Below are 24,247 nucleotides of genomic sequence, written 5' to 3'. Positions count from 1 at the left end.
TTAAACAGCGGAAAATACTTTGACAAAAATTCAATCCATACGCGGCATGAACGATTTACTGCCAGCCAACTCTGGCTTATGGCAATACCTTGAAGCCATCGTCGGCGATGTATTAACCCGTTACGGCTATCAAGAAATTCGCTTTCCTATTCTTGAGCAAACTGAATTGTTTAAGCGCTCAATCGGTGAAGTGACTGATATTGTTGAAAAAGAAATGTATACCTTTAAAGACCGCAATGATGAAAGTCTCACCATGCGTCCAGAAGGTACCGCTTGCTGTGTGCGGGCTTGTTTGCAAAATGGCCTGCTAGATAATCAACAGGTACAGCGTCTATGGTATAACGGCCCGATGTTTCGCTACGAGCGACCACAAAAAGGTCGTTTGCGACAATTTCATCAGATCGGTGTGGAAAGCTTTGGTGTAGCGACTGCGGATGTCGATGCGGAAATGATTTTGATTACCGCGCGCCTTTGGAAGCAGTTGGGTATTAGTGAACACGTCACTTTAGAGCTCAATACTATCGGCAGCCCGCAAGCTAGAGCAAACTATCGCACAGCTTTGGTCGAGTACTTGCAACAACATTTTGAGCAGTTAGATGAGGATAGTCAGCGCCGTATGGATAGTAATCCATTACGTATTCTAGATAGCAAAAGCGCGTCAACCCAAGCGATTCTTGATCAAGCTCCATCATTGATGGATTATCTCGATAATGATTCCAGCGAGCATTTTGAGATGCTTAAAAGCTTGTTAGAAGCCGCAGGGGTCAGCTATACCATCAACCCGCGTCTAGTTCGTGGTTTAGACTATTACAGCAAAACCGTGTTTGAGTGGGTCACCGATAAGCTAGGCGCCCAAGGCACTATCTGTGCTGGTGGTCGTTATGATGGTTTGGTTGAACAATTAGGCGGCAAGCCAGCGCCGGCAGTGGGTTTTGCTATGGGTGTTGAGCGCTTATGTCTGCTATTGCAGGAGCTGGACAAGGTCCCGGCAGCGATTAAAACCGTTCCCGATGTTTACTTTGTGGTGTCGGGCGAGCAGGCTAAAACCGTCGCTTTTCAATTGGCTGAGCAATTACGCAGTGAAATCCCCGTCCTAAAACTGCAATTACATTGTGGCGGCGGCAGCTTTAAAAGCCAATTTAAAAAGGCGGATAAAAGCGGTGCCGGCATGGCACTAATCATTGGTGATAATGAAGTCGAAGAGGGCGTAGTTAACATTAAGTGGCTACGGTCTGATATTGAGCAGAAAACCATCAAGAGTGATCAGTTAACCGCGTTCTTGATCGAGCATTCAATGGGTTGAGCTGATAAACTGGCGCCCATACTGAGTAGCAATTTATAACTTATTTAAGAGAGTAAATCATGGCTGAAGGCTATCAAACCGAAGATGAGCAGGTAGAAGCGCTAAAAAAGTGGTGGAATGAGAATGGTAAGTCGACCTTGATAACTGTTTTGTTAGCTATTGCTGGCGTATTTGGTTTTCAAGGCTGGCAAAAGCAGCAGCAAGCAGAAGCTGATGCGGCCTCTGCTATCTATCAAAACTTAATTATTGCTGCTGATTGGCAAAATGGTGCAGCAACAGCTGAGCAAGCGGCAACGGCCAATCATTTAGCGGATACCCTAAAAGCCGATTTTCCCAGTTCCACCTATGCTCGTTTCGCCGCGCTTCATAAAGCCAAGTTGGCGGTGATGGCAAAAGATTTAACCACTGCGGAACAAGAACTGCGTTGGGTTCTAGCCAGTGAGCCCTCGGCAGATATTGCTGTGCCAACTAGATTGCGTTTAGCTCGTGTGCTATCAGCTCAGGGCAATTATGATATGGCCTTAACAGAGTTGCTTGGTGATAGCGGAAGCTATGCTAGCGCCTATGAGGAGCTTAGGGGTGACATCTACGTTGCCCAAGACAAAAAAGCTGAAGCTGCATTAGCCTATCAAAAAGCACTAGAGCTCGGTCAGCAGCAAGCTAATCCCACCGCTAATCCCTTGCTGACCATGAAAATAGAACATTCGGCGATACCGACTGATGCAGCGCCTGTTGAAGCCGCTAATGACAGTACCGATAAGGAAGCCTAAGTCATGTCACAACCAGCTCTTATAGTTCGCAACGTCGCTTTATCCCTAATTGCTGTTGTGCTTACCGCTTGTAGCTCGATTGATGGTGAAGAGGAAAAAGGCCCTGCACCGCTGTTAGATTTTGTGCAGGAAAGAACATTTAACAAAGTCTGGAGCACCTCAGTAGGTGACGGGCAGGGTGGTATCTTTAACCGGCTTAATCCGGCAGTTGATGGGGATTTAATTTATGTGGCCTCAGCAGAAGGGGTTATCGAAGCGATTGCGTTAAAGCAGGGTAAATCGGTCTGGTCTACCGATTTAGCACAGCTGTTAGTCGGTGGTGTTGGTGTTGGCGATAAGGCTATTTTTGTTGGCACTGCTGATGGAGAAGTAGTTGCCCTTAATAAAGATAATGGTGAAGTACGCTGGTCCGTTGAATTGGGCGGTGAGGTGCTGGCGGCGCCACAGACCAAAAATGGTGTTGTCTATGTGCAGACCTTCGATGGTCAAATGCTGGCAATAAATATTGAAAATGGAGAGCGGCTTTGGTCTTTTCGCAATAACCTGCCGGTACTGACTTTGCGCGGTACCAGCACACCGATGATCTTTCGTGACGCTATTATTGCCGGCTTTGCCAATGGGCGTGTGATTAGTTTTGAGCTAGATACCGGTGCTGTACGTTGGAATACGCGAGTGACAGTCGCCAAAGGCGATTCGGAAATCCAGCGTATTGTTGATATTGATGCGCCATTACTCGAAAACAATGGGCTGATTTACGCAGTGAGTTATCAAGGTAAAATCGCTGCTATTGATCCTTCTTCCGGTCGCCGTTTATGGGCTAAAGATGCTTCCAGTTATGCCGGTATGTCAGCGGGCTTTGGTAATATTTATGTGGTGGCTGACGATGGTAGTGTTACTGCTTTTGAAAAAAATGGTCAAGGTGCACGCTGGGCCCAGACCGTTCTTGAGCGTCGCAAGTTAACCGGCTCAGCCACGCTTAATAGTTATGTGATAGTCGGTGATGTTGAGGGTTATCTACACGCTCTATCGCAGGTTGATGGGCGTATCGTTGCCCGTACTAAAGTCGATTCCGATGGTATTCAGGTAGATTTGCAGGTCGTTGATGATATGTTGTTAGTCTACTCCAATAGCGGCAGGCTAGTGGCTTATAAACTAGAAGAAAAATCTAGCGGCTGGTTTTAATCCCAGCCCCAGTCGATCTTAAGCGTTGAAAACGGTTATTCCCCTATGGTTCCAGTAATTGCTTTGGTTGGGCGTCCCAACGTCGGTAAATCAACCTTGTTTAACCGACTCACCAAAACCCGTGATGCGCTGGTTGCTAATCTGCCTGGTCTAACTCGCGATAGAAAATATGGTGATGCCAAAGTCGGCGATCGTCATTTTATTGTGATTGATACCGGTGGTATTACTGGAGCAGAACAGGGTATTGATGCCGCTATGGCCGAGCAGTCCATGCTAGCAGTTGAAGAGGCCGATGCCGTTTTTTTTCTTTGTGATGCCCGTGCCGGATTAACGGCTGGTGATGAAGAGCTGGCTAATCAATTGCGCCAGTCTAATAAGCCTGTTTTTTATGTTGCCAATAAAATTGACGGCGTAGACCCCAACGTCGCTATGGCTGATTTTTATCAATTAGGTATTCCCCAGCTTTACCCAATGACCGCTACTCATGGTAAGGGCGTGCGCAACCTTATCGACGATATGATGCAGCACTTCCCCAAGCCTGAACTGGATAAAGATGATGAAAAGCATCGCGGTACCAAGATTGCTGTTATTGGCCGCCCTAATGTGGGTAAATCAACTTTGGTTAATCGTCTGTTAGGTGAAGAGCGTGTGGTTGTCTATGACCATCCTGGCACAACCCGCGATAGTATTTATATTGACTACGACCGTGAAGGCCAGGCTTATACATTAATCGATACTGCTGGAGTTCGCCGTCGTAAAAATGTTAAAGAAGCGGTAGAAAAGTTTTCTATTGTTAAGGCGCTCAAAGCGATTGATGATGCCAATGTCGTTGTTTTGGTGATGGACGCACAAGAGGGGCTGGTTGATCAGGACCTGCATTTATTGGGGCAGGCCATTGACGCCGGCCGGGCTTTGGTAATCGCTTTAAATAAATGGGATGGTCTGGATGCTGATCATAAACAATGGGTGAAAAATGAATTAGAGCGCCGTTTACAGTTTATCGACTTTGCTGAAATCCATTTTATCTCTGCGTTGCACGGCACCGGTGTGGGTCATCTTTATCAGTCTGTCGACAGTGCCTATCAATCGTCGATGAAAAGCTTGCAAACCCATAAGCTTACTCAAATTCTTGAGGGTGCAGTTTTTGATCATCAGCCGCCGATGATTAATGGTCGACGCATAAAGCTGCGTTACGCTCACGCCGGTGGTTCCAATCCGCCAATTATTGTTATACACGGCAACCAGACAGCGAAAGTACCGACTAGCTATCGTCGTTATTTAGAAAAAGTTTTTCGTCGGGAATTAAAATTGATCGGTACGCCTATTCGCATAGAGTTTAAAGGGAGCGAAAACCCCTATGCCGAAAAGCGTACCAATACGACCAAGCGACAGCAGGAACGTAAGACTAGAGTAAAAGGGCAGGCTCCCAAGCGGGTTAAGCAAGTAGGAAAAAAATAACCCTGTTTAGTGGCTATCGATTTAGCCACTAAACATAAGTTCTGATGTCTATGATAGACTAATTGAGTCGTTCAACAATAGTGGTAATCCCTTGCCCTAAGCCGACACACATCGTAGAAACACCCAGATTCATATCCTTATTCTGCATCACATTCAGCAGTGTTCCAGTAATACGGGTTCCTGAACAGCCAAATGGATGTCCCAGAGCAATCGCACCGCCATTCAAATTGACTTTATCGTCCATTTTATCCAGTAGGTTTAAATCTTTAAGTACCGGAATAGCTTGCGCAGCAAACGCTTCATTCAGCTCAAAGCAATCGATATCATCCAGCGTTAAGCCTGCACGCTCAAGCGCTTTCTGCGTAGAAGGCACGGGCCCATAACCCATAATTGAAGGGTTAACCCCGACTACTGCCATTGCGCGAATCTTGGCAATAGGCTTTAAGCCCAGAGCTTCGGCTTTCTCCGCAGACATCATAATCATGGCTGATGCGCCATCAGAAATTTGCGAAGAAGTACCCGCAGTTACGGTACCATTTTTTGGATCAAATACAGGCTTGAGTGCTGCCAGAGATTCAAGGTTTGTTTCAGGACGAATAGTTTCGTCGTGACGAATCAGGCTTTTAATATCATTGCCATCATGACCTTCAATAGCAATTATCTCACGGTCGAAACGACCCTCGGTCGTGGCGGCATGAGCCAAGCGATGCGAACGTTCGGCAAAAGCATCCTGATCTGCTCGGCTAATGCCGTGCATAATGGCTAGGAATTCTGCTGTCATACCCATCATACCGGCTGCTTTTGCAACGTACTTGCTTAAATTGGGGTTAGGATCAACACCGTGATCCATGGGTAAGTGACCCATATGCTCAACGCCGCCTACGACAAACATATCACCATTGTTTGTCATAATGGCTTGTGCGGCAGTATGGATGGCACTCATTGAAGAGCCGCAGAGGCGACTAACCGTTTGACCACCTGCAGTGTGAGGAATAACAGTCAGCAAAGACATCATGCGGCTAACATTCCAACCCTGCTCCTTGGTTTGGTTAACGCAGCCCCAAATAACATCTTCAACTTCTGCTGGGTCAATATTTGGATTGCGGGCAAATAAACCATTAATCAAATCGGCAGATAAATTCTCGGCGCGAGTATTTCTAAAGCAGCCGCCTTTTGAACGCCCCATAGGGGTGCGAGCGAAATCGACGATAACGGCATCTCTTGGTTGTAATGTGGTCACGGTGCTTCTCCTGATAAATTCTTTGATATCGCTAGTTATTTAAACATGCTGCCGTTATTGGTGGCTAACTCGCGTAACGTGTCAGTAGGCTGGTAGAGAGGCCCTAATTTTTTATATTGATCTGCTTTTTTACAGAAAGCTTCCAAGCCCATATTTTCGACAAAGCGGATCGCGCCACCTTTAAAGGGTGGGAATCCTACGCCATAGATAAGGGCCATATCTAGATCAATAGCACTGCTTACAATATTAGCTTCCAGACAACGAATCGACTCCAGACAGAAAGGTACCATTAAGCGATCGATAATCTCTTCTTCGCTAAATTCTTTGGGTGCATCGACATGCGGTGCTAATAGCTGTTTAGTGGTCTCGTCATAAGTCTTACGTAACTTGCCGCGCTTGTCAGGTTCATAGCTGTAAAAACCTTTGCCATTTTTCTCGCCAAGACGATCATTTTCCAGCATAACTTCCATAGCAGTTTTAAAGGTTTGGCTCATACGGTCAGGAAAGCCATCAGACATTACCTTGCCTGCATGTACACCGGTATCAATACCAACGACATCACAAAGGTAGGCAGGACCCATCGGCCAACCAAATTTTTCGGCAGCTTTATCTACAGCGACAAAGTCAGCGCCCTCTTTAAGCAAGGCAACAAAGCCGGCAAAGTAGGCAAATAAAATACGGTTAACTAAAAATCCTGGGCAGTCATTAACCACTACAGGTTTTTTCTTCATCGCCAATGCATAACTCACCGTTCTGGCAACAGCTGCATCACTGGTCTTTTCACCGCGAATAATTTCAACCAGTGGCATTTTATGTACTGGGTTAAAGAAGTGCATACCGCAGAAATTCTCTGGGCGTTTTAGCGCAGAGGCTAATTCAGTAATAGGTATAGTCGATGTGTTAGAGGTTAAAATAGTATCTTCACTGATCAGTGATTCGACCTCACTCAATACATTCTTCTTGATCGCAGGGTTTTCAACTACAGCCTCTACGATTAGGTTGGCTTGATCAATGCCATCATAACTGAGTGTCGGGGTGATTTTATTTAGGGTGGCTGCCATTTTATCAGCAGTTAAGCGACCACGTTTCACTTTGGTTGATAACAGTTTAGCGGCTTCATTCATGCCCATATCGATTCCGGCTTGGGCAATATCTTTCATAATAATAGGAGTGCCGGTTGAGGCAGACTGGTAGGCAATACCGCCGCCCATAATGCCAGCACCAAGTACAGCGGCACGAGTCACTGGTGTGTTGTTAGGTGTGTGGCTTTTGGCTGATTTGGTTAGTGCTTGGTCACCTAAAAATAAGTTGACCATATTGCTGGTGATTTCCATTTTGCTGAGCTTAATGCTCGCTTCATGCTCAACTTTAAGTGCATCATCTCGACCCAGCTTAGCAGCTTTTTCAATGGTTGTTACAGCGTACATAGGGGCTTTGTAGTGACGTCCAGCCTGTTGACCAATCAAGGCTTTGGCGGTGGTGAAGGCCATAATGTTTTCAATATCATCTAGCTGTAGCGGTGAAGTTTTTTGCTGACGAATGGCTTCAATATCAAAGTCGCCATTGATCGCTTTTTGTAACAACTCCATCGCTGCTGTTTCAAGTTGTTCGGCTTCAACTACAGCATCAACGATACCAACAGCCAAGGCTGCTGGCGCCTTATTATCTTTGCCGGTAGCAATCCACTCGACCGCATTGTCGCAGCCGATCATTCGCGGTGCACGAACAGTACCACCAAAACCAGGAATAATGCCTAGCTTCACTTCTGGAAAACCAAGCTTGGCATTGCTATCCAACACACGGAAGTCGGTAGTCAGTGCCATTTCCAGACCACCGCCTAATGCCATGCCATTAATGGCTGTGACCGTAGGAAATGGTAGATCTTCAAACACAGAAAAAGCGGTGTTGGTGGCGCTTAAATTGGCCATCATCTCTTCTTCTGTTGAGTCGAACATATCACCAAACTCGGTAATATCTGCACCAACAATAAAGCTATCTTTATTGCTTCGAACTAACAAACCTTTGATGTCATTGGCCTGAGTAAGCAGTTGTCCTGCTTCTGTTAATTCGTTGATGGTCAGTCGGTTAAATTTATTAACTGACTCACCTTGTAAGTCAAATGTTAGCGTGGCGATATTATCTTTAACATCGACGCTGATAGCTTTACCTTGAAAAATCATTACCACAAGCTCCTGGCTATTGGTGTTGGCTAATATGTTACTGGTTTAAAACGGGTTTACTGCATCGTCTAGCAGGTTCTTAACACCGGAGGTCATGGTGATAGCCAATGATGCGGTGCGAGGCAGCAGACGTTGAAAGTAGAAGCGTGCCAAATAGACTTTGGCATCGTAAAACTCTTGCTCAGTTGTGCCCTCTGCTAATTTAGCTTTAGATATTTTTGCAGATCTAGCGAACATAAACGCATAGAGAACATAGCCGGAGTACATCAAGTAATCCACACAGGCAGCATTAACTTCGTCGGCATTGTTCATGGCGGAGGCGCCAATCTTCTCAGTCAGCGTTTGCCATTCGGCGAGTAAGGTTTTTAACGGGTCAATAAACTCAGCCATCTCTTCACTGTCCGTGTTATCACAGAACTTGCTAATCGGATTGATCAGGTCTTGGAGTAATTTACCGCCAGTCATAATAATTTTACGGCCTAGCAAGTCTAACGACTGAATGCCGGTAGTGCCTTCATACAGCATGGCAATACGACTGTCCCGGACATTCTGTTCCATACCCCATTCTTGAATGTAGCCATGGCCACCAAAGATTTGCAGCCCTAGATTGGCTGCTTCAAAACCGGTTTCGGTCATAAAGGCTTTGGCGATAGGAGTTAGTGTAGCTAGCAGGTTTTCATAACCTTCTTTTTCTTCGCTGTCTTTGGCTTGCGCAGAGAGATCGCTAAGTAGCGCCATATAATAAATCATCATTCTGCCGCCTTCGGAAAAGGCTTTTTGCGTTAACAGCATTCTTCTAACATCTGGGTGAACAATAATGGGGTCAGCTGCCTTATCTGGAGCCTTGGCGCCAGATAAAGATCGCATTGCCAGACGTTCTTCAGCGTAGGCTAAAGAGTTTTGGTAGGACAATTCAGCATGGGCTAAACCTTGAATGGCGGTACCGATACGGGCTATGTTCATAAAGGTGAACATACAGTTAAGGCCGCGATTTTCAGGGCCAATCAAATAACCTTTGGCACCATCAAAGTTCATCACGCAAGTCGCATTGCCATGAATTCCCATCTTATGTTCCAGCGAGCCACATTCAACGGCATTACGCTCGCCCACTGAGCCGTCGGCATTAACGTTAAATTTGGGAATGATAAAGAGTGAAATCCCTTTGGTGCCTTTAGGGGCATCTGGAAGGCGAGCTAATACGATATGGACAATATTTTCTGCCATATCGTGATCACCAGAGGAGATAAAGATTTTGGTGCCGCTAATACTATAACTACCATCATTATTGGGTTCGGCTTTGGTACGCAATAAGCCTAGATCACTACCACAATGGGGTTCGGTCAAGCACATAGTGCCAGTCCACGAACCCTCGGTTAATTTATGCAAATAGGTTTCTTTTTGCTCATCAGTGCCGTGTTCGGCAATGGTGTGACAAGCGCCATTTGAAAGCCCCGGGTACATACTCCAGGCCCAGTTGGCGGTACCGGTCATTTCCGTAGCGGCTAATACTAACGTTTTTGGTAAGCCTTGACCGCCAAACTCTTCAGTGCCATCAAGAGCAGGCCAGCCACCTTCAACAAATTGTTGATAAGCTTCTTTAAAGCCATCCGGAGTTTTGACCTGACCATCTTTAAGTGTGCAGCCTTGTTGATCACCAACGCTGTTAAGAGGAGCGATGACGTTTTCACAAAACTTAGCGCATTCTTCCAGTATTGCGTTGGAAAGATCGTTGGTGATTTCACTCCACTGTGGGTTGCTGGCATGGAAAGCATCCACATTTAACAACTCGTGGCGAACATATTCCAAGTCTCTTAGGGGGGCTTTATACTGGCTCATATCATATTCCTCTTTACTTAATAGCAACGCACTAATGCGCTCGATCTTTCAGAGTCTATACCTTCGGTGATTGTTAAAGGCTTAACAATGGCTATTCATAGCAATGATTATTACAATTTGAATCAATATTCGGCGACTTTTGGGGCAATAATCAGGGTTAAGCCCATATCATTAGCGGTCTGCGGCTGTTTAAACTGAATCTTTGAGGTTGGATTTATCCAATATTTGTTTGCGATATTCGCCGGGAGGCAGGCCAGTCCATTTTTTAAAGGAGCGATAGAAGGTACTTGAGTTTTCGAAGCTTAATAAATCTGCAATAGCGGTGGTACTGATATCGGGGCAGTTTAAATAGTGAATGGCGGCCTCCATTCTCGATTCATCCTTTAGTTGCTGGAAACTGCATTTTTCTTTAGCAAGTCGGCGATGCAAAGTGGTAACGGACATATTGAAAGCGTCTGCCACTACTGTTGCGCTAGGCAGGTTTTCGCCAATGCTTTTGGCGAGTAATGATTTTACATAAGGGGCTAAGCTTTCATTAGAGTCTCTTTTGATTAGCCCGTAATAGGGCGCTTTGCGCATAAAGTCTTCGACGCTATTTTCATTTTGGACAATCGGATAGCTCAGATATTTTTTATGAATGCGATGCCCGATAAATGCCTGATCGTAGTGTTGGCGATATTTTTCTTTGTTGTTGGTTGATTTATTCCTGTCATCACTAAAGTTGTAATAAATATCTTCGATAACGATGTGTTTGCCAATCAGCCAGCTGTAAAAGCCATGCCATACCGATAATGTGGAGCGAGCCGTATCGGGTGATGTGAATTTGATCAATTTATCAAATTCATTTTGTTTAATGCAGTCCAGTTTGGCGCTTTTGGAAAGAAAACAATCGCCATCCATTTCAATGATAGGTTTTACTTTAAAGCCGCGACACAGTTCGAAGAAATCACCGGCTCGATTAATGGCGTGGTTCAGGTCTTTACAGTGAACAACACTTTGGCATAACAGGCGAATAGCGCCTTTGGGCACTGAACCACCGCTTAACAGACCAAACCACTCATCCTGCACCAACTCGATAATATGATGATGAAGCTCACCGTATTGGAGCGTCGTGATAGAAGCTCCAGCTTCAATGTCACTGGATTTAAGGCCGATACTATTCAACAGTTGATCCACATCACAGTTGTGTTCAGCGGCAATAGTCAACATCTTGTTTACGAAGTGAGCAGGGACACTGGGATGTGTAGTGTTCATAAATGTCTAAGAGGTTGTTTTAGCATTATTGGTAGGCGCTAATGGTAAAGTATTTGTTGGTAGTAACCAAGTTTTAGTTAGGCTTGAGACTATTGGTAGGTGCTTGTATTTGGTATGCCGGCAGCTATTAAGATCAAGTACTCTGCGTGAATGGATCCCACCCTTGGGGAAACTTACCTTGTAGCTGGTAAGTAAAGGCAATCACTTGAGCGATACATAAATAAAGCGTCTCTGGAATCTCCTCACCAATACCTATATCCACCAACAGATCTAACAAAGCTTGATTTTCGAACAGCGGAATATCATGTTGACGCGCCATTTCAATAATCTCCTGCGCCAATATGCCGCTGGCAGCCGCCGTTACCTTGGGGGCGTTTTTGCCATCATAATGCAGGGCTGCGGCCTTTTTATAAGATTTGTCAGTCTGTTTCATGTTGTTACGTCCACCAGTTGTTGATAGATCAGTAAATGGCTTTTGGGTGGTAAGCCAAGTTGGCAGTCTAATTGTTCTACATTGACACCGATTTTCTTCAGGTTGTTGCTTAAATGGTTGGCCTGTTGTTTAACTTCGCGGTGTGTGTTTTCTAGTTGTGACCAGACAGTGGCAGAAACGGATTTTTCTATAATGTTAAGTTGTATATTTATTTTACCCAAAGCGTGAAGGTCAAAAGCCAGCATAACCGTCCATTGCTTTTTGCCTTTGGTGATGTCGTCCGGCTCTTCATCGTCGATTAAATACTGGTCGATGCGTAATTCAAGACTGTCGATATTCTTGCCATGAATGATGGGGAGTTCCAAGGTCCAGCTATTGATCGGGCCTTGGTTGTCAGCTGTATTGGCTGATCTGGCGGCTAGTGTTTCCAGTTGATTGAGTTGAGTTCTTGCCAGACTTGCCAGTAGTTGTCTGCTGAGTTGTCTGAGTAAGATATCGATGCTGTGCTCGGCGTTGGTCTGGCTGGCGGCTGTAGAATTTTCAGCGCTTAAAGGTGATGTTAAGGGGTGTTGGCCGGTTACATTAGTGTTGCTGTTCATGCCGCTTTTAGCCAGCTGTCTGGCTATAAGTTGCAGCAAGCCTTTTAAATCCTGATTAATCAGAGAGTTAATGGCAGTTGATGATCTTGTTGCACTGTTACCGGCGTTGGCTTTGAGCCGTTGTTGGGCGATTTTGGCTTCAAAAAAAATACCGTTATTTATTAACGCCTGCTGTAACGATTTTGGTTGAGCTGCCTGTTGTGAAGTGAGGAATTGTTGTAGCAAAGTATTGAGATTTTTTAATAACTGATTGCTAGCCTGTTGAGGTGACTGTTGTGCAATCTGTTGGATCAGTGGCAATAGGTTGCGTAACGGTTGTTGTTGCGGCAGAGCTTGCCGAATGCCCTGTGTTAACAAGGGCTGGTTGGCGTTGGCTTTTACTTTCGGTGGTTGTTCGTTATTGCTTGGTGAGCCGAATTTTGCCACTGCTGCAAACCTACTCATCTTTGCAGTGGCCGCCATATCAACCCCCGCTGTCGGTGGCAGAGGGGCAGGCTGATTAATCAATGAATCCACGGTCACGGCCATAGGATTATGTATATAATAGCGTCCACGCGCATAGATAAAGGGCGCGGGAAGTTTGCTTGAGTGTAAAAAACTATATTGATGACGGCGTTCATTGTTACTATAGCGGCCGCTATAAGAAAAACTTTGCAGATATTTTTGCCGATTTATTACCATTGGGACTGAGACTCGTTTGACTGCTTTATTAGCTACTACTGATCTGTGTTGTGAGCGCGATGGTCGATTGCTGGTCGATGGCCTGAATCTCAGCGTTGAGCCGGGTCATATCTATCGGGTTGAAGGCGCCAATGGCAGTGGTAAAACTACGCTGCTGCGGGTGTTATGCGGCCTATCATCTCGTTATACCGGTAATATTCTATGGCGAGGCGAACCGGTTAATCAGGTGAAGGCTGACTTTCACTCTCAATTAGTTTATCTAGGCCATAGCCCAGGGGTTAAGGTCGTTTTAACTCCGCGCGAGAATTTACAATGGCATGCATCTCTCAAAGGTTTGCAGGATAGCCAAGCGAATAAGGCGATTCTTGCGGCCTTAGAGAAGGTGGGGCTATATGGCTATGAAGATACCGCCTGTTTCACCCTATCGGCGGGTCAGCGTCAGCGGGTTGGTCTGGCACGATTATTCCTTGGCCATGCGGCGCTATGGGTGTTGGATGAACCCTTTACGGCGATTGATAAGCAGGGTGTGGCTGAGTTGGAGCAGTGGTTAGTCGATTATGCCAAGCAGGGCGGCACGGTGGTTTTGACGACCCATCACGAGTTGGAGATAGATGCCTCGATCAAGTCTATCCGCTTGGGAGGTCAATAGCATGGAAGGTCTACAGCCAGCACCTGCCTTCGGTTCGGCATTTTTGGCGACCTTAAAGCGCGATTTATTATTAGCCTTTCGTCGCCGCAGTGATTTTATCAATCCACTGGCATTTTTTTTAATGGTTTGTTGCTTATTTCCCCTTGGTATCGGTCCAGATCCAAAGCAGTTGGCTGTGCTAGCTCCGGGTGTTTTATGGGTGGTGGCCTTGTTGGCCTGTTTACTGGCTAGCGATACTTTATTCCGCAGTGATTTTGATGATGGTAGTTTGGAGTTAATGCTAATCAGTCCGGTGTCGCTATATATCCAAGTGTTAGCTAAAACCGTGGCGCACTGGATATTAACGGGACTGCCGTTAACCTTATTGTCTCCGCTTTTGGCTTTGTTGCTGCATCTGCCTTCGAATGGCATGACCGCCTTGGTATTTGCGATGGCCATTGGTACGGCAACCTTGAGTTTTATTGGTGCTATTGGTGCAGGCTTAACCGTAGGGTTGCGAAAGGGGGGGTTATTGCTATCGCTAATTATCTTGCCGTTATATATACCCGTTTTAATCTTTGGTGTAGCTGCGGTAAAGGCCGCTGTTGGTGGTTTGGATTATGCGGGGCAGTTAGCGATATTGGGTGCCTTTTTGGCGTTGGCGGTTACGTTGGCGCCTGTGGCTATCGCGGCCAGCCTCAAAATTAGTGCTGATAATTAGCTAGGTTGTATCAGCTATTAAATACTGGGTTAAGCCGGCTGCCAAATCAACTCGTACAAACACAGATTAATCAACGTATCAGCTGTGGCGGTTTCTTGTATAATGGCCGCCGCTTAATCACTGTCATTTTTAACGGATATAGTTAAATATTATGTGGACTTTTTTCCATAAAATGGGCTCGCCGCGCTGGTTTTATCAAATCAGTGGTCAGTGGCTGCCTTGGATTGCTCTATTGGCGAGCAGTTTATTGGTTATAGGCGCTGTTTGGGGCTTGGCCTATGCCCCAGCTGATTTTAGGCAGGGCAATAGCTACCGGATTATCTACGTGCATGTGCCTGCCTCAGTGGTGGCGTTGGCGGGGTATATGTTAATGGCCTTTGCGGCGGCGATTAGCCTTATCTGGAAAATGAAGCTGGCCGAAGTGGTTATGAAATGTGCCGCGCCGATTGGTGCGGGTATGGCTTTTATCTCTTTGGTCAGTGGTGCGCTTTGGGGTAAGCCTACTTGGGGAACCTACTGGGTTTGGGATGCCAGACTCACGTCTATGCTAATTTTGTTTTTTCTTTACCTGGGAGTAATCGCGCTTTATCAAGCCTTTGAAGATCATGTTTCGGCCAGTAAAGCCTGTGCGGTATTAAGTTTGGTGGGTACCGTGAATATTCCGATTATCTATTGGTCGGTAGAATGGTGGAATAGTTTACATCAGCCAGCCACCTTAAAGCTGACGGAAGAGTCGACGATACACTCCGCTATGTTACAGCCACTATTAGTGATGATCGCTGGTTTTTATTGTTTTTACCTATTGTTGTTATTGTTGCATAGCCGTAGTGAGATTTTGCTGCGCGAGCGCAATACCCAGTGGGTAAAAGACTTAGTTGTCAGGAGGTTAAACTAATATGCAGTTTGATAGCTTGGCAGCGTTTATGTCGATGCAGGGTCATGGCATTTTTGTCTGGTCGGTTTATGCGATTAGCTTGGTGGTCATGGTTGGTCTGGTTGTTGCACCGCTGCGTAAGAATAGAGCATTCTTTACTGAGCAGGCCATGCTGATAAAACGTGAACAGCGCGCCCGTCAGCAGGCAGAGAGTTAATCATGGCAATGCATCCGCTAAGAAAACAGCGTTTGATAGTTGTGCTGTTTATTATATTTGGTGCGGCTATGGCTGTGGCACTAGCAAGTTTTGCACTGCGTGAGAATATTAATTTGTTTTATTCTCCTGCCGATATTGCAGCGGGCAAAGCACCAGTTGGTGCATCGATCAGGGCTGGGGGTATGGTGTTGGAGGGCAGTGTTAAGCGTGATACCAAAAGCTTGCGGGTCGATTTTATCGTCACTGATTACCAAGCGCAGCTGCCGGTGGTTTATACCGGTATCCTGCCGGATTTATTTGATGAGGGGCAGGGTGTGGTTGCCTCCGGCGCACTGGACGATAGTGGTGTTTTTCAAGCTGTTGAAGTACTGGCCAAGCACGACGAAAACTATATGCCTCCCGAAGTGCAGTCTGCATTAGATGCCGCGGCCAGGTTCGAAAAAAAAACCACTGACTGATATTGCCTAATGAGATGCTTAAATGATTCCTGAATACGGACATTTTGCTTTAATCCTTGCCCTGTGTCTGGCGTTATTACAATCGGCTGTACCCCTATGGGGGGCTTTAACAGGTAATCATCATATGATGGCCATCAGTCGCTCATTGGCTGCCGGCCAATTTACTTTTATCGCCATTGCCTTTGTTGTTCTGAGTTATCTTTTTTTGCAGGATGATTTTACCGTTAAGTTGGTGGCTACACATTCCAACAGCCAGCTGCCCTGGATGTATAAACTCAGCGCGGTATGGGGTAACCATGAAGGCTCTTTGCTGTTGTGGGTATTGATTCTTTCGATATGGAGTTTGGCGGTTGCAATATTTAGTCGGCAACTGCCTGTCGATATGCTGGCCCGAGTGCTATCAGTGATGGGTATGATCTCGGTTGGGTTTCTGTTGTTTTCACTACTGACCTCTAATCCTTTCGATCGTCATTTGCCCAATGCACCGGCCGATGGCAGCGATTTAAATCCTTTGCTGCAAGACTTTGGCTTAATTATCCATCCGCCGATGCTGTATTTTGGTTATGTAGGATTTTCTGTCGCCTTTGCCTTTGCTATTGCTGCGTTAAGTAGTGGTCGCCTCGATACGGCGTGGGCTCGTTGGTCGCGGCCCTGGACTAATATGGCTTGGGCTTTTTTAACTATAGGTATTGGTCTCGGTAGCTGGTGGGCCTATTACGAACTTGGTTGGGGCGGCTGGTGGTTTTGGGATCCGGTCGAAAATGCATCCTTTATGCCTTGGTTGGTGGGTACGGCGTTAATTCACTCGCTGGCGGTAACAGAAAAGCGTGGGGTGTTTAAAAGCTGGACGGTGCTGCTAGCTATTTTTGCTTTCTCTTTATGTTTGTTGGGTACTTTTTTAGTGCGCTCCGGTGTACTGACCTCGGTGCATTCCTTTGCCGCTGATCCCGAGCGAGGTTTATTTATTTTAGGCTTTTTGGTCTTGGTAACAGGAGGCTCATTAACCTTATATGCGCTTCGTGCGCCGACAGTGGCCAGCAAAAGTCATTACGATTGGCTATCTCGTGAAATGTTATTACTGGTTAATAATGTGATATTTCTGGCCGCTACGCTGACGGTGCTATTCGGCACTTTATTTCCGCTGATCATGGATGGTTTGGGTTTGGGTAAATACTCGGTGGGCCCGCCGTATTTTAATGCTGTGTTTGTGCCATTGATGGCTATGCTGATGCTGTTTATGGGAGCTGGCCCAAGTTCTCGTTGGAAAAAAACCAAAGCCTCCTATTTAACAGTCCAGTTAATGGTGGCGGCCGCAGTCAGTGTGGTGGTGGGTGTTTTATTTCCGCTGATTTACGGTGAGGAATACAATATTGCCTCAGCACTGGCGGTCTGTTTTTCCGCATGGGTTATCCTTTCCATCTTTGCCAATCTAAAAGAAAAGTTGCGCCATGCTTCAAACCTGTCAGCCGGCTTATCCCGTTTGGGTCGTGCCTATTATGGTATGGCTATCGCCCATATTGGTTTTGCCTTATGTGCTTTAGGTGTTTGCCTAACCAGTCAGTATAGCCTTGAGCGTGATCTTCGTATGACTCCCGGCGATCAACTAACACTGGCTGGCTATCAATTTGAATTTCAAGGTACCCGTATCATCGAAGGGCCTAATTACCAAGGTGATGAAGGGATTATAAGCGTTAGCACCAAGGGCGAGATCATTGACATACTGCACCCGCAAAAACGCCGCTATAACGCCCAGCAAGGGCAAATTATGACCGAAGCCGACATTGATAATGGTTTGTTTCGTGATCTTTATGTCGCGCTAGGCGAGCCGTTGGGTGAAGGCGCTTGGGCGGTGCGTGTGCACTACAAGCCCTTTGTGCGCTGGATATGGTTGGGCGCTTTATTGATGGGTTTTGGTGCTGCCTTGGCAGCAGCGGATAAACGTTATCGTTTCCGTGCCAAAGCTGAACAGCTTGCTGCAAGTCCATCAATTTCAGCTGAGCAAGTGGTTTAAGATGATGCAGCGTGTTAAATTATTTTTGCCATTAATCGCCTTCGTTATTGTGGCGTTGTTTTTTTATATGATGGTCAGCCGTATTGATCAGGGTGAGTATAATCCCCAAGCCTTGCCTTCGGCGCTGACAAATAAACCATTCCCGGCTTTTAGCTTACCCAAATTGGAAGATACCACCGTGCAGCTGCAGCAAAAAGATCTGCTGGGTGAGATCGCGCTGATTAATGTCTGGGCTACATGGTGTCCTTCCTGCCATATTGAGCATCACTATTTAAATTATTTGGCGACGGAAAAAGGCATTATTATTTACGGTGTTAACTATAAAGATCAGGCTCAGGCGGCCCAGCGTTGGTTGGCGGAAAAAGGCAATCCTTATCGTTTCAATATTTTTGATCCACAAGGTCGTCTCGGTTTGGATATGGGGGTGACCGGTGCGCCGGAAACCTATGTGATTGATCATCGCGGTTTTGTCCGTATGCGCTTTCAGGGCCCGATCAATGAGCAGGTATGGCAGCAGCAATTTAAGCCCTTAATCAGGCAATTACAGTCAGAGCAACAAGCGCAGCGGGGTGTCTAGCTTGAAGTATTGTTTGTTATTGCTGGGTTTGTTGGCTCCGTTATCACAGGCTGTGGTTGAAACCTATGATTTTGATAATGATATTGATCGCCAGCGCTACCATCAGTTTGTCGATGAATTGCGTTGCCCCAAATGCCAAAACCAAAATCTGGACGGTTCTAATGCTCCTATTGCTAAAGACTTGCGGCGTGAATTACACCGTCTGATTCAAGATGGCCGTACGGATGCGCAAATTGTTGAATTTATGGTCGATCGTTACGGTGATTTTGTGTTGTATCGCCCGCGCTTTAATGCCGAGACGGCAGTGCTTTGGTTGGCACCTGCGATTTTCCTAATAGCAGGTTTGCTGGTATTGATTACGGTATTTAAGCGTCAAAGGCCTTTGTTATCAGCACCCGATAATCGTGTGGCGCTAGATGCTGATGAGCAACAGCGTCTAAAGGCATTATTAAACGATAAGGATAAGCCCGATGCCTGAGTTTGTAGCGTTATTGCTGGTTGCTTTGGCGATGCTGTTTGTGCTGTCGCCACTAATGCTTAATCGCAGTGCGCCAAGCGGTAAGCGAAACACTATCAACGTCGTTTTGTTTAAAGATCGCTTGCAGGAACTGGAGGATGATTTCAATCAAGGTGTGATTGGTAAGGATGAGTATCAGTCGTTAAAAACCGAGTTGGAGCGTCGTTTATTGGATGATGCTGCAGCGGGAAGTGAAGCGACCGCTGCGCTAACGGGCAAGCCCTCAGCTGTGGTTATGGTGTTGCTAGCTTTATCCATTCCGCTGGTAGCGTGGCCGGTCTATCAGCAAACTGGTGCCAAGGCGGATTGGGATATTAGCCAGACTCTTGAGCAAGCACGCCAAAAGACGACCGCCGGTGAAAGCACCGAGCTGGAAGTAGAACGGTTAATCGTCCAACTTAATCAGCGTCTTGAGCAGCATCCGCAACATACGGATTATCTAATGCTGTTAGGTAGCACGCAGATGAGCTTGACAAACTATGCCGCGGCAACGGATGTTTATCGACGTTTATCTGACATCTATCCCGACAACCCAGCTGTATTGGCGCAGTATGCACAGGCACTCTATCTGTCATCTGATCGCACCTTAACAGTTAAGGTTAGAGCGCTTGCCGATAAAGCCTTAGCCATTAACCCGCAGCAGACAACCGTGCTGGGTATGATGGGTATTGCTTCTTTTGAGCAGGGCGATTTCCAGCAGGCCATTAATTACTGGCAACGATTGTTGCCAATGCTTGGGCCGGTATCACCCAATCGCCAAATGATTACGGCGGGTATTAATCAGGCTAAAGTATTACTGGGTGAAAGTGGTGTTGAAGTGGCGGTGAAGTCAGCTGCAGATGCGCAATCGACAGTTAGTCTGCAGGTGCGAGTGGCAATGGGTGAGGGTATTAACGTCGATAAAGGGGCTTCGGTTTATGTTTACGCTCGTGCCATCGCTGGCCCTCGTATGCCACTGGCAGTGGCTAAAATGAAGGTGGCCGATTTGCCAACCACTGTGACTCTGGATGACAGCATGGCCATGGCTCCCAGTTTTAAGCTATCCGGTTTCGAACAGATAGAGTTGGTGGCGCGGGTTTCCAGAAACGGTATTGCCAATCGTGGTCCTGGCGATATTGAGGGTCTGTTTGGGCCAGTCAATACCGCTGCTCCAGCTGAGAATTTATCCCTGCTGATTGACCGATGGGTTGAATAATCTTTGAGTGTGTTGTCGTGCTACAAGACTGCTTGCCGGCAGTAAAAAAAATCCAAAAAACCGTCCAATCAACGTAGTCCTGTCCTGTTAAAAGCTATACACTGTGCGGAGTTTTCTGGGACATTAGCGGTGTGGAAAATCAATCTGCTATTGAGTTGAATTATTCTAATAAATACAATTACTTATCTTCTAAAGTTAAAGTAGAATGAGACTAAAGAGCATCAAGTTGGCGGGGTTTAAATCCTTCGTCGATCCGACCAATGTGTCATTTCCATCCAATCTTGGCTGTGTAGTTGGCCCTAACGGCTGCGGCAAATCGAATATTATCGATGCGGTGCGCTGGGTCATGGGTGAAAGTTCAGCTAAAAATCTTCGTGGCGAAAACATGACCGACGTTATTTTTAATGGTTCGGTCAATCGTCAGCCCGTGGGTCAAGCCTCCATTGAATTGGTGTTTGATAATAGCGATGGCAGTGTTGGCGGTGAATACGCCCGCTTTGCGGAGATAGCTATTCGCCGTAAAGTCACCCGCGAAGCGATTTCTGAATACTATCTCAACGGTACCAAGTGTCGCCGTCGTGATATTACTGATATTTTTCTCGGTACCGGCTTAGGCCCACGCAGTTATGCCATTATCGAGCAGGGCATGATTTCCCGTTTGATTGAATCCAAGCCTGAAGAATTGCGCGTCTTTATCGAAGAGGCGGCCGGAATTTCCAAATACAAAGAACGTCGTCGCGAAACCGAAAATCGCATGCGTCGTACATTGGAGAACCTTGAGCGTTTAACTGACTTGAGAGATGAGTTAGAGCGTCAGCTTCAGCATTTACAGCGTCAAGCGCAAGCTGCTGAACGGTATACCGAGTTAAAGAAAGAAGAGCGTTTACTGAAAGCTCAGTTACAAGCTTTGCAATGGAAGAGTCTGGATCTGCAGGTTAAAGACTACGAGCAAACCATCCGCGATTTAGAAGTGAAGCTAGAAGCGGTCATTGCTGAACAGCGCGCGGTCGATGCTGATATTGAGAAGTTCCGTGATGTGCATACAGACTTAATGGATAAGTTCAATGAAGTTCAGGCCCGTTACTATGGCGTTGGCGCTGAAATTGCCCGCACAGAGCAGTCTATTCAGCATCAACAGGAACGTAGTCGACAGTTGAAAGAAGATTTACAGCAAACCGAGCAGAACTATCAGGAATCCAAACAGCACTTGGTGACTGATAGTGAAAACCAGCAGCGTTGGGGTGCTGAGTTGGAAGATATTCAGCCTGAGCTTGAAATAGCGCAAGGTTCGGAAGAGGAAACTGCGGCTATCTTATTGGGTGCCGAAGAGGCGATGCAGCAATGGCAGCAAGAATGGGATGATTTCAATCAAAAAGCTTTAGAGCCACGCCAGCAAGCCGAAGTCCAGCAATCTCGTATTCAGCACTTAGAGCAAGCCTTGCAACGTATCCAACAGCGTATTGAAAAACTGGAACAAGAAAAGTCCGAGCTGAGCGCAGGCCCCGTTGAGCAAGAAATTGAGCTGCTTAGTGAACAGTTAGCTGAAACCGAATTGTTAGCTGAAGAGCAGCAGCAAAAGCTGGATGATCAATCGGAACAAATTAATAGCTACCGTGAGAAAAATACTTCTCTGGCTGATGAGTTAGACAAAATCAGAAGTGAGTTGCAAAGCAAGCGTGGTCGCTATGCGTCCTTAGAAGCTTTACAGCAAGCGGCTTTGGGTCAACAGCAGGGTGCTATCAGTGATTGGTTGCAATCCAATGGTTTAGATGGCAAAGCTCGTTTAGCGCAAAGCCTTAAAATTGCTAGCGGTTGGGAAAAGGCAGTCGAAACCGTTTTGGGTGATCACCTGCAGGCAGTTTGTGTTGATGGTATCGACGTGGTTGCTGAGCTAGCTGAAACATTAAAGCAAGGCAGTATTACCCTGTTAGATAATAGTGCTGCCGCATTTGCCGCTAGTGACATTGCCGAAACCTTGGCGAGTAAAGTTGAAAGCGGTCAACAGGCGCAAACTTTATTGGCCGGTATTTATACGGCCGCTGATTTATCTTCAGCGCTTGCGCTGCGTTCAAAATTGGCCGCCAACGAATCCGTTGTCACGGCAGACGGTTTGTGGATTGGTTGTAACTGGTTACGGGTTGCCAAAGATTCTGATGAACAAGCTGGTGTACTTCAGCGTCAGCAAGAGTTGCAAGAACTCACCGCTAGCATTGCTGATATTGAACAGCAGGTAGAAACTCTAGATACATTATTAACCGAAAGCCAGCAATCATTACGGGAGCTTGAAGGCCGGCGCGAGACACTGCAGCGCACGGTGCAATCGCAAAATAGTCAGCATAATGAACTGCGTTCAGAATTAAGTGCTAAACAAGTTCGGGTTGAGCAGATTGGTTCTCGTCGCGATCGTATAAATACTGAAATTGATGAAAGTCGTGAGCAGTTTCAAGCCGAGCAAGAAAGCCTCAGCGAAGCACGGATGATTTTGTCGACCGCAATTGAAGGCATGGAGCGAGACTCTAGCCAGCGGGAAGCTTTATTGGCTCGGCGTGATGAGTGCCGCAGGGTGCTGGATCAAGCTCGTCAAAGTGCCCGTCATGATAAAGATTCAGCTCATCAGTTAGCGATGCGCCATCAATCACTGCGTGCTCAGTTAGATTCAATGACTCAGAATATTGAACGTACTCGCAATCAGGTGCAGCAGCTGGAGGGTCGTCGCACCTCGTTGCAAGAAGGTATTGCTAGTGCCGATGCACCCATTGAAGCAATGAAGCTAGAGCTGGAAACGCAGCTGGAAACGCGTTTGGTGATAGAGCAAGAATTGGCAGAAGCGCGACGCAGTGTCGATGAAGTTGAGCATAGCTTGCGTGAATTTGAAAGCAAGCGTAGCAGTATTGAAGTGCGAGTCCAGTCGGTTCGTGGTGAGTTGGAGCGAGGTCGGGTTGAGGTGCAGGGTCTGCACGTGCGCCGCCGCACTCTGGAAGAACAGTTGATTGAAACGCAATACGACCTTGAAACGGTGTTGGAAAACTTGCCTGAGGGCGCTGAAGAAAAAGTTTGGAATGAAAGTCTTGAAAGTATTGGTCGCCGTATAGCCCGTCTTGGTCCTATTAATTTGGCTGCGATTGATGAATATAAGTCACAGTCGGAGCGTAAAACATATCTGGATGCCCAGAACGATGATCTGGAAGAGGCCTTGGGCACGCTTGAAAACGCTATTCGTAAAATCGATAAAGAAACTCGTCAACGCTTTAAAGATACCTTCGAAAAGGTCAATAGCGGCTTGCAGGAGCTATTCCCGAAAGTCTTTGGCGGTGGTACGGCCTATCTTGAAATGACTGGCGATGATTTGCTCGATACCGGTATTGCCATAATGGCGCGTCCACCTGGCAAGCGAAATAGCACTATCCAGCTATTATCCGGTGGTGAAAAAGCGCTAACGGCTATCGCACTGGTGTTTTCTATCTTCCGGCTTAATCCCGCGCCGTTTTGTATGCTGGATGAGGTTGATGCGCCCTTGGATGATGCTAACGTAGGTCGTTATGTGCGTCTGGTGAAAGAAATGTCTAAACAGGTACAGTTTATTTATATCACGCATAACAAGATTGCTATGGAAATGGCCAATCAGTTAATGGGTGTTACCATGCATGAACCCGGTGTTTCGCGTTTGGTGACGGTGGATGTTGATGAGGCGGCTGAATTGGCGGCCTTATAAGTCGGCCAAGCAACCACCCAGACGACTTGAAATTACCGTGTGAGCAATAGACAATCTGCACAGCTAATAAAATAACGTTAAACGATATAAAACATAAAGGTTAACAGGCTGCGATGGAACTGAATATTCGTGACTGGATGATTATTTTAGGGGTGCTGCTTATTATCGCGGTGCTGCTTGATGGCTATCGTCGAATGCGTAATGAGCGGCGTGGCAATATTCGTATATCGCTCAATAAACAATTTCTTAATTCCACTGGTGCTGATGATATGGGCTCTAGTGAGTTGCCTAATGGTGGTGGTCGATCGGTCGAGCGCCATAGTGATGGTGCTTCGTTTCACGATGTTCTAATGAAAGATATCCCTCCGGCTGTTGGTGATGGGTTTGGTAGCGAGTCAGAA

General features: G+C 46.5%; 20 protein-coding genes and 1 pseudogene. 15 read left to right on the top strand and 6 right to left on the bottom strand.

Going from position 1 to position 24,247, the window contains the following annotated elements; genetic code table 11:
- Nucleotides 1–19 precede the first annotated feature (19 nt).
- From hisS to der, 4 genes are read left to right on the top strand one after another with little or no spacing between them, the layout of a single operon-like run.
- The gene (gene hisS / locus AACP44_RS02185; RefSeq protein ID WP_339338568.1) at nt 20–1,303 is read left to right on the top strand and encodes a histidine--tRNA ligase; all 1,284 of its coding nucleotides are present in this window, start codon (nt 20–22) and stop codon (nt 1,301–1,303) included.
- 59 nt (nt 1,304–1,362) lie between these two features.
- The gene (locus tag AACP44_RS02180; protein ID WP_339338566.1) at nt 1,363–2,073 is read left to right on the top strand and encodes a tetratricopeptide repeat protein; all 711 of its coding nucleotides are present in this window, start codon (nt 1,363–1,365) and stop codon (nt 2,071–2,073) included.
- A 3-nt stretch (nt 2,074–2,076) separates the two neighbouring features.
- Complete coding sequence (bamB, locus tag AACP44_RS02175; protein ID WP_339338564.1) at nt 2,077–3,255, top strand: outer membrane protein assembly factor BamB; 1,179 nt, start codon at nt 2,077–2,079, stop codon at nt 3,253–3,255.
- A 45-nt stretch (nt 3,256–3,300) separates the two neighbouring features.
- Nucleotides 3,301–4,713: a ribosome biogenesis GTPase Der gene (der, locus tag AACP44_RS02170; RefSeq protein WP_339338562.1), complete on the top strand. Its 1,413-nt coding sequence runs from the start codon at nt 3,301–3,303 to the stop codon at nt 4,711–4,713.
- Nucleotides 4,714–4,771: 58 nt separating this feature from the next.
- Here der and fadA read toward each other — a convergent pair whose 3' ends face one another.
- The 6 genes from fadA to AACP44_RS02140 form a co-directional block, all read right to left on the bottom strand.
- Complete coding sequence (gene fadA, locus AACP44_RS02165; protein WP_339338560.1) at nt 4,772–5,953, bottom strand: acetyl-CoA C-acyltransferase FadA; 1,182 nt, start codon at nt 5,951–5,953, stop codon at nt 4,772–4,774.
- A gap of 35 nt (nt 5,954–5,988) precedes the next feature.
- Nucleotides 5,989–8,133, bottom strand: coding sequence for a fatty acid oxidation complex subunit alpha FadB (gene fadB, locus AACP44_RS02160; RefSeq protein ID WP_339338558.1), 2,145 nt, complete (start codon nt 8,131–8,133; stop codon nt 5,989–5,991).
- A gap of 45 nt (nt 8,134–8,178) precedes the next feature.
- On the bottom strand, nt 8,179–9,969 hold the full coding sequence (locus AACP44_RS02155) for an acyl-CoA dehydrogenase C-terminal domain-containing protein (RefSeq protein WP_339338556.1): 1,791 nt from the start codon (nt 9,967–9,969) through the stop codon (nt 8,179–8,181).
- A gap of 189 nt (nt 9,970–10,158) precedes the next feature.
- Nucleotides 10,159–11,223 carry a helix-turn-helix domain-containing protein gene (locus AACP44_RS02150; protein ID WP_339338554.1) on the bottom strand — a complete coding sequence of 355 codons (1,065 nt, stop codon included), beginning with the start codon at nt 11,221–11,223 and terminating at the stop codon, nt 10,159–10,161.
- A gap of 133 nt (nt 11,224–11,356) precedes the next feature.
- A complete protein-coding gene (locus AACP44_RS02145) occupies nt 11,357–11,656 on the bottom strand; it encodes an EscU/YscU/HrcU family type III secretion system export apparatus switch protein (protein ID WP_339338552.1) in 300 nt (99 codons plus the stop codon).
- Nucleotides 11,653–12,936, bottom strand: a complete 1,284-nt coding sequence (locus tag AACP44_RS02140; protein WP_339338550.1) for a flagellar hook-length control protein FliK — start codon at nt 12,934–12,936, stop codon at nt 11,653–11,655. The genes AACP44_RS02145 and AACP44_RS02140 overlap by 4 nt, the downstream gene beginning before the upstream one ends.
- Before the next feature lie 16 nt (nt 12,937–12,952).
- Between AACP44_RS02140 and ccmA the strand changes: the two genes are divergently transcribed.
- From ccmA to AACP44_RS02085, 11 genes and pseudogenes are all read left to right on the top strand, one after another.
- Complete coding sequence (gene ccmA / locus AACP44_RS02135) at nt 12,953–13,585, top strand: cytochrome c biogenesis heme-transporting ATPase CcmA (RefSeq protein WP_339338548.1); 633 nt, start codon at nt 12,953–12,955, stop codon at nt 13,583–13,585.
- Nucleotide 13,586: 1 nt separating this feature from the next.
- Nucleotides 13,587–14,285 carry a heme exporter protein CcmB gene (gene ccmB / locus AACP44_RS02130; protein WP_339338546.1) on the top strand — a complete coding sequence of 233 codons (699 nt, stop codon included), beginning with the start codon at nt 13,587–13,589 and terminating at the stop codon, nt 14,283–14,285.
- A gap of 151 nt (nt 14,286–14,436) precedes the next feature.
- A complete protein-coding gene (locus AACP44_RS02125) occupies nt 14,437–15,180 on the top strand; it encodes a heme ABC transporter permease (protein ID WP_339338544.1) in 744 nt (247 codons plus the stop codon).
- A 1-nt stretch (nt 15,181) separates the two neighbouring features.
- Nucleotides 15,182–15,376, top strand: coding sequence for a heme exporter protein CcmD (gene ccmD / locus AACP44_RS02120; RefSeq protein ID WP_339338542.1), 195 nt, complete (start codon nt 15,182–15,184; stop codon nt 15,374–15,376).
- A gap of 2 nt (nt 15,377–15,378) precedes the next feature.
- The gene (gene ccmE / locus AACP44_RS02115; protein WP_339338540.1) at nt 15,379–15,834 is read left to right on the top strand and encodes a cytochrome c maturation protein CcmE; all 456 of its coding nucleotides are present in this window, start codon (nt 15,379–15,381) and stop codon (nt 15,832–15,834) included.
- A gap of 22 nt (nt 15,835–15,856) precedes the next feature.
- Nucleotides 15,857–17,845 (top strand): heme lyase CcmF/NrfE family subunit, encoded by a 1,989-nt coding sequence (locus tag AACP44_RS02110; protein WP_339338538.1) that lies wholly within the window; start codon nt 15,857–15,859, stop codon nt 17,843–17,845.
- A gap of 1 nt (nt 17,846) precedes the next feature.
- A complete protein-coding gene (locus tag AACP44_RS02105; RefSeq protein WP_339338537.1) occupies nt 17,847–18,422 on the top strand; it encodes a DsbE family thiol:disulfide interchange protein in 576 nt (191 codons plus the stop codon).
- A complete protein-coding gene (locus tag AACP44_RS02100) occupies nt 18,415–18,900 on the top strand; it encodes a cytochrome c-type biogenesis protein (protein ID WP_339338535.1) in 486 nt (161 codons plus the stop codon). Before AACP44_RS02105 ends, AACP44_RS02100 begins: the two co-directional genes overlap by 8 nt.
- Nucleotides 18,893–20,134 carry a c-type cytochrome biogenesis protein CcmI gene (gene ccmI, locus AACP44_RS02095; protein WP_339338533.1) on the top strand — a complete coding sequence of 414 codons (1,242 nt, stop codon included), beginning with the start codon at nt 18,893–18,895 and terminating at the stop codon, nt 20,132–20,134. Before AACP44_RS02100 ends, ccmI begins: the two co-directional genes overlap by 8 nt.
- 205 nt (nt 20,135–20,339) lie before the next feature.
- Entirely contained in the window at nt 20,340–23,846 is a 3,507-nt protein-coding gene (gene smc, locus AACP44_RS02090) for a chromosome segregation protein SMC (protein ID WP_339338531.1), read from the top strand.
- A 113-nt stretch (nt 23,847–23,959) separates the two neighbouring features.
- A pseudogene (locus tag AACP44_RS02085) lies at nt 23,960–24,247 on the top strand (hypothetical protein); the annotation flags it as partial.

The sequence above is a fragment of the uncultured Oceanicoccus sp. genome (genome assembly GCF_963968385.1).
Taxonomy (GTDB): domain Bacteria; phylum Pseudomonadota; class Gammaproteobacteria; order Pseudomonadales; family Dasaniaceae; genus Oceanicoccus.
This window is presented reverse-complemented; position numbering and strand designations above follow the sequence as displayed.

What these genes read in the sequence shown, in the direction of transcription:
- AACP44_RS02180 (WP_339338566.1), top strand. Translation starts at nt 1,363, where the DNA reads ATGGCTGAAGGCTATCAAACCGAAGATGAGCAGGTAGAAGCGCTAAAA.
- bamB (WP_339338564.1), top strand. Translation starts at nt 2,077, where the DNA reads ATGTCACAACCAGCTCTTATAGTTCGCAACGTCGCTTTATCCCTAATT.
- der (WP_339338562.1), top strand. Translation starts at nt 3,301, where the DNA reads ATGGTTCCAGTAATTGCTTTGGTTGGGCGTCCCAACGTCGGTAAATCA.
- fadB (WP_339338558.1), bottom strand. Translation starts at nt 8,133, where the DNA reads ATGATTTTTCAAGGTAAAGCTATCAGCGTCGATGTTAAAGATAATATC.
- AACP44_RS02155 (WP_339338556.1), bottom strand. Translation starts at nt 9,969, where the DNA reads ATGAGCCAGTATAAAGCCCCCCTAAGAGACTTGGAATATGTTCGCCAC.
- AACP44_RS02150 (WP_339338554.1), bottom strand. Translation starts at nt 11,223, where the DNA reads ATGAACACTACACATCCCAGTGTCCCTGCTCACTTCGTAAACAAGATG.
- AACP44_RS02145 (WP_339338552.1), bottom strand. Translation starts at nt 11,656, where the DNA reads ATGAAACAGACTGACAAATCTTATAAAAAGGCCGCAGCCCTGCATTAT.
- AACP44_RS02140 (WP_339338550.1), bottom strand. Translation starts at nt 12,936, where the DNA reads ATGGTAATAAATCGGCAAAAATATCTGCAAAGTTTTTCTTATAGCGGC.
- ccmB (WP_339338546.1), top strand. Translation starts at nt 13,587, where the DNA reads ATGGAAGGTCTACAGCCAGCACCTGCCTTCGGTTCGGCATTTTTGGCG.
- AACP44_RS02125 (WP_339338544.1), top strand. Translation starts at nt 14,437, where the DNA reads ATGTGGACTTTTTTCCATAAAATGGGCTCGCCGCGCTGGTTTTATCAA.
- ccmD (WP_339338542.1), top strand. Translation starts at nt 15,182, where the DNA reads ATGCAGTTTGATAGCTTGGCAGCGTTTATGTCGATGCAGGGTCATGGC.
- ccmE (WP_339338540.1), top strand. Translation starts at nt 15,379, where the DNA reads ATGGCAATGCATCCGCTAAGAAAACAGCGTTTGATAGTTGTGCTGTTT.
- AACP44_RS02110 (WP_339338538.1), top strand. Translation starts at nt 15,857, where the DNA reads ATGATTCCTGAATACGGACATTTTGCTTTAATCCTTGCCCTGTGTCTG.
- AACP44_RS02105 (WP_339338537.1), top strand. Translation starts at nt 17,847, where the DNA reads ATGATGCAGCGTGTTAAATTATTTTTGCCATTAATCGCCTTCGTTATT.
- ccmI (WP_339338533.1), top strand. Translation starts at nt 18,893, where the DNA reads ATGCCTGAGTTTGTAGCGTTATTGCTGGTTGCTTTGGCGATGCTGTTT.
- smc (WP_339338531.1), top strand. Translation starts at nt 20,340, where the DNA reads ATGAGACTAAAGAGCATCAAGTTGGCGGGGTTTAAATCCTTCGTCGAT.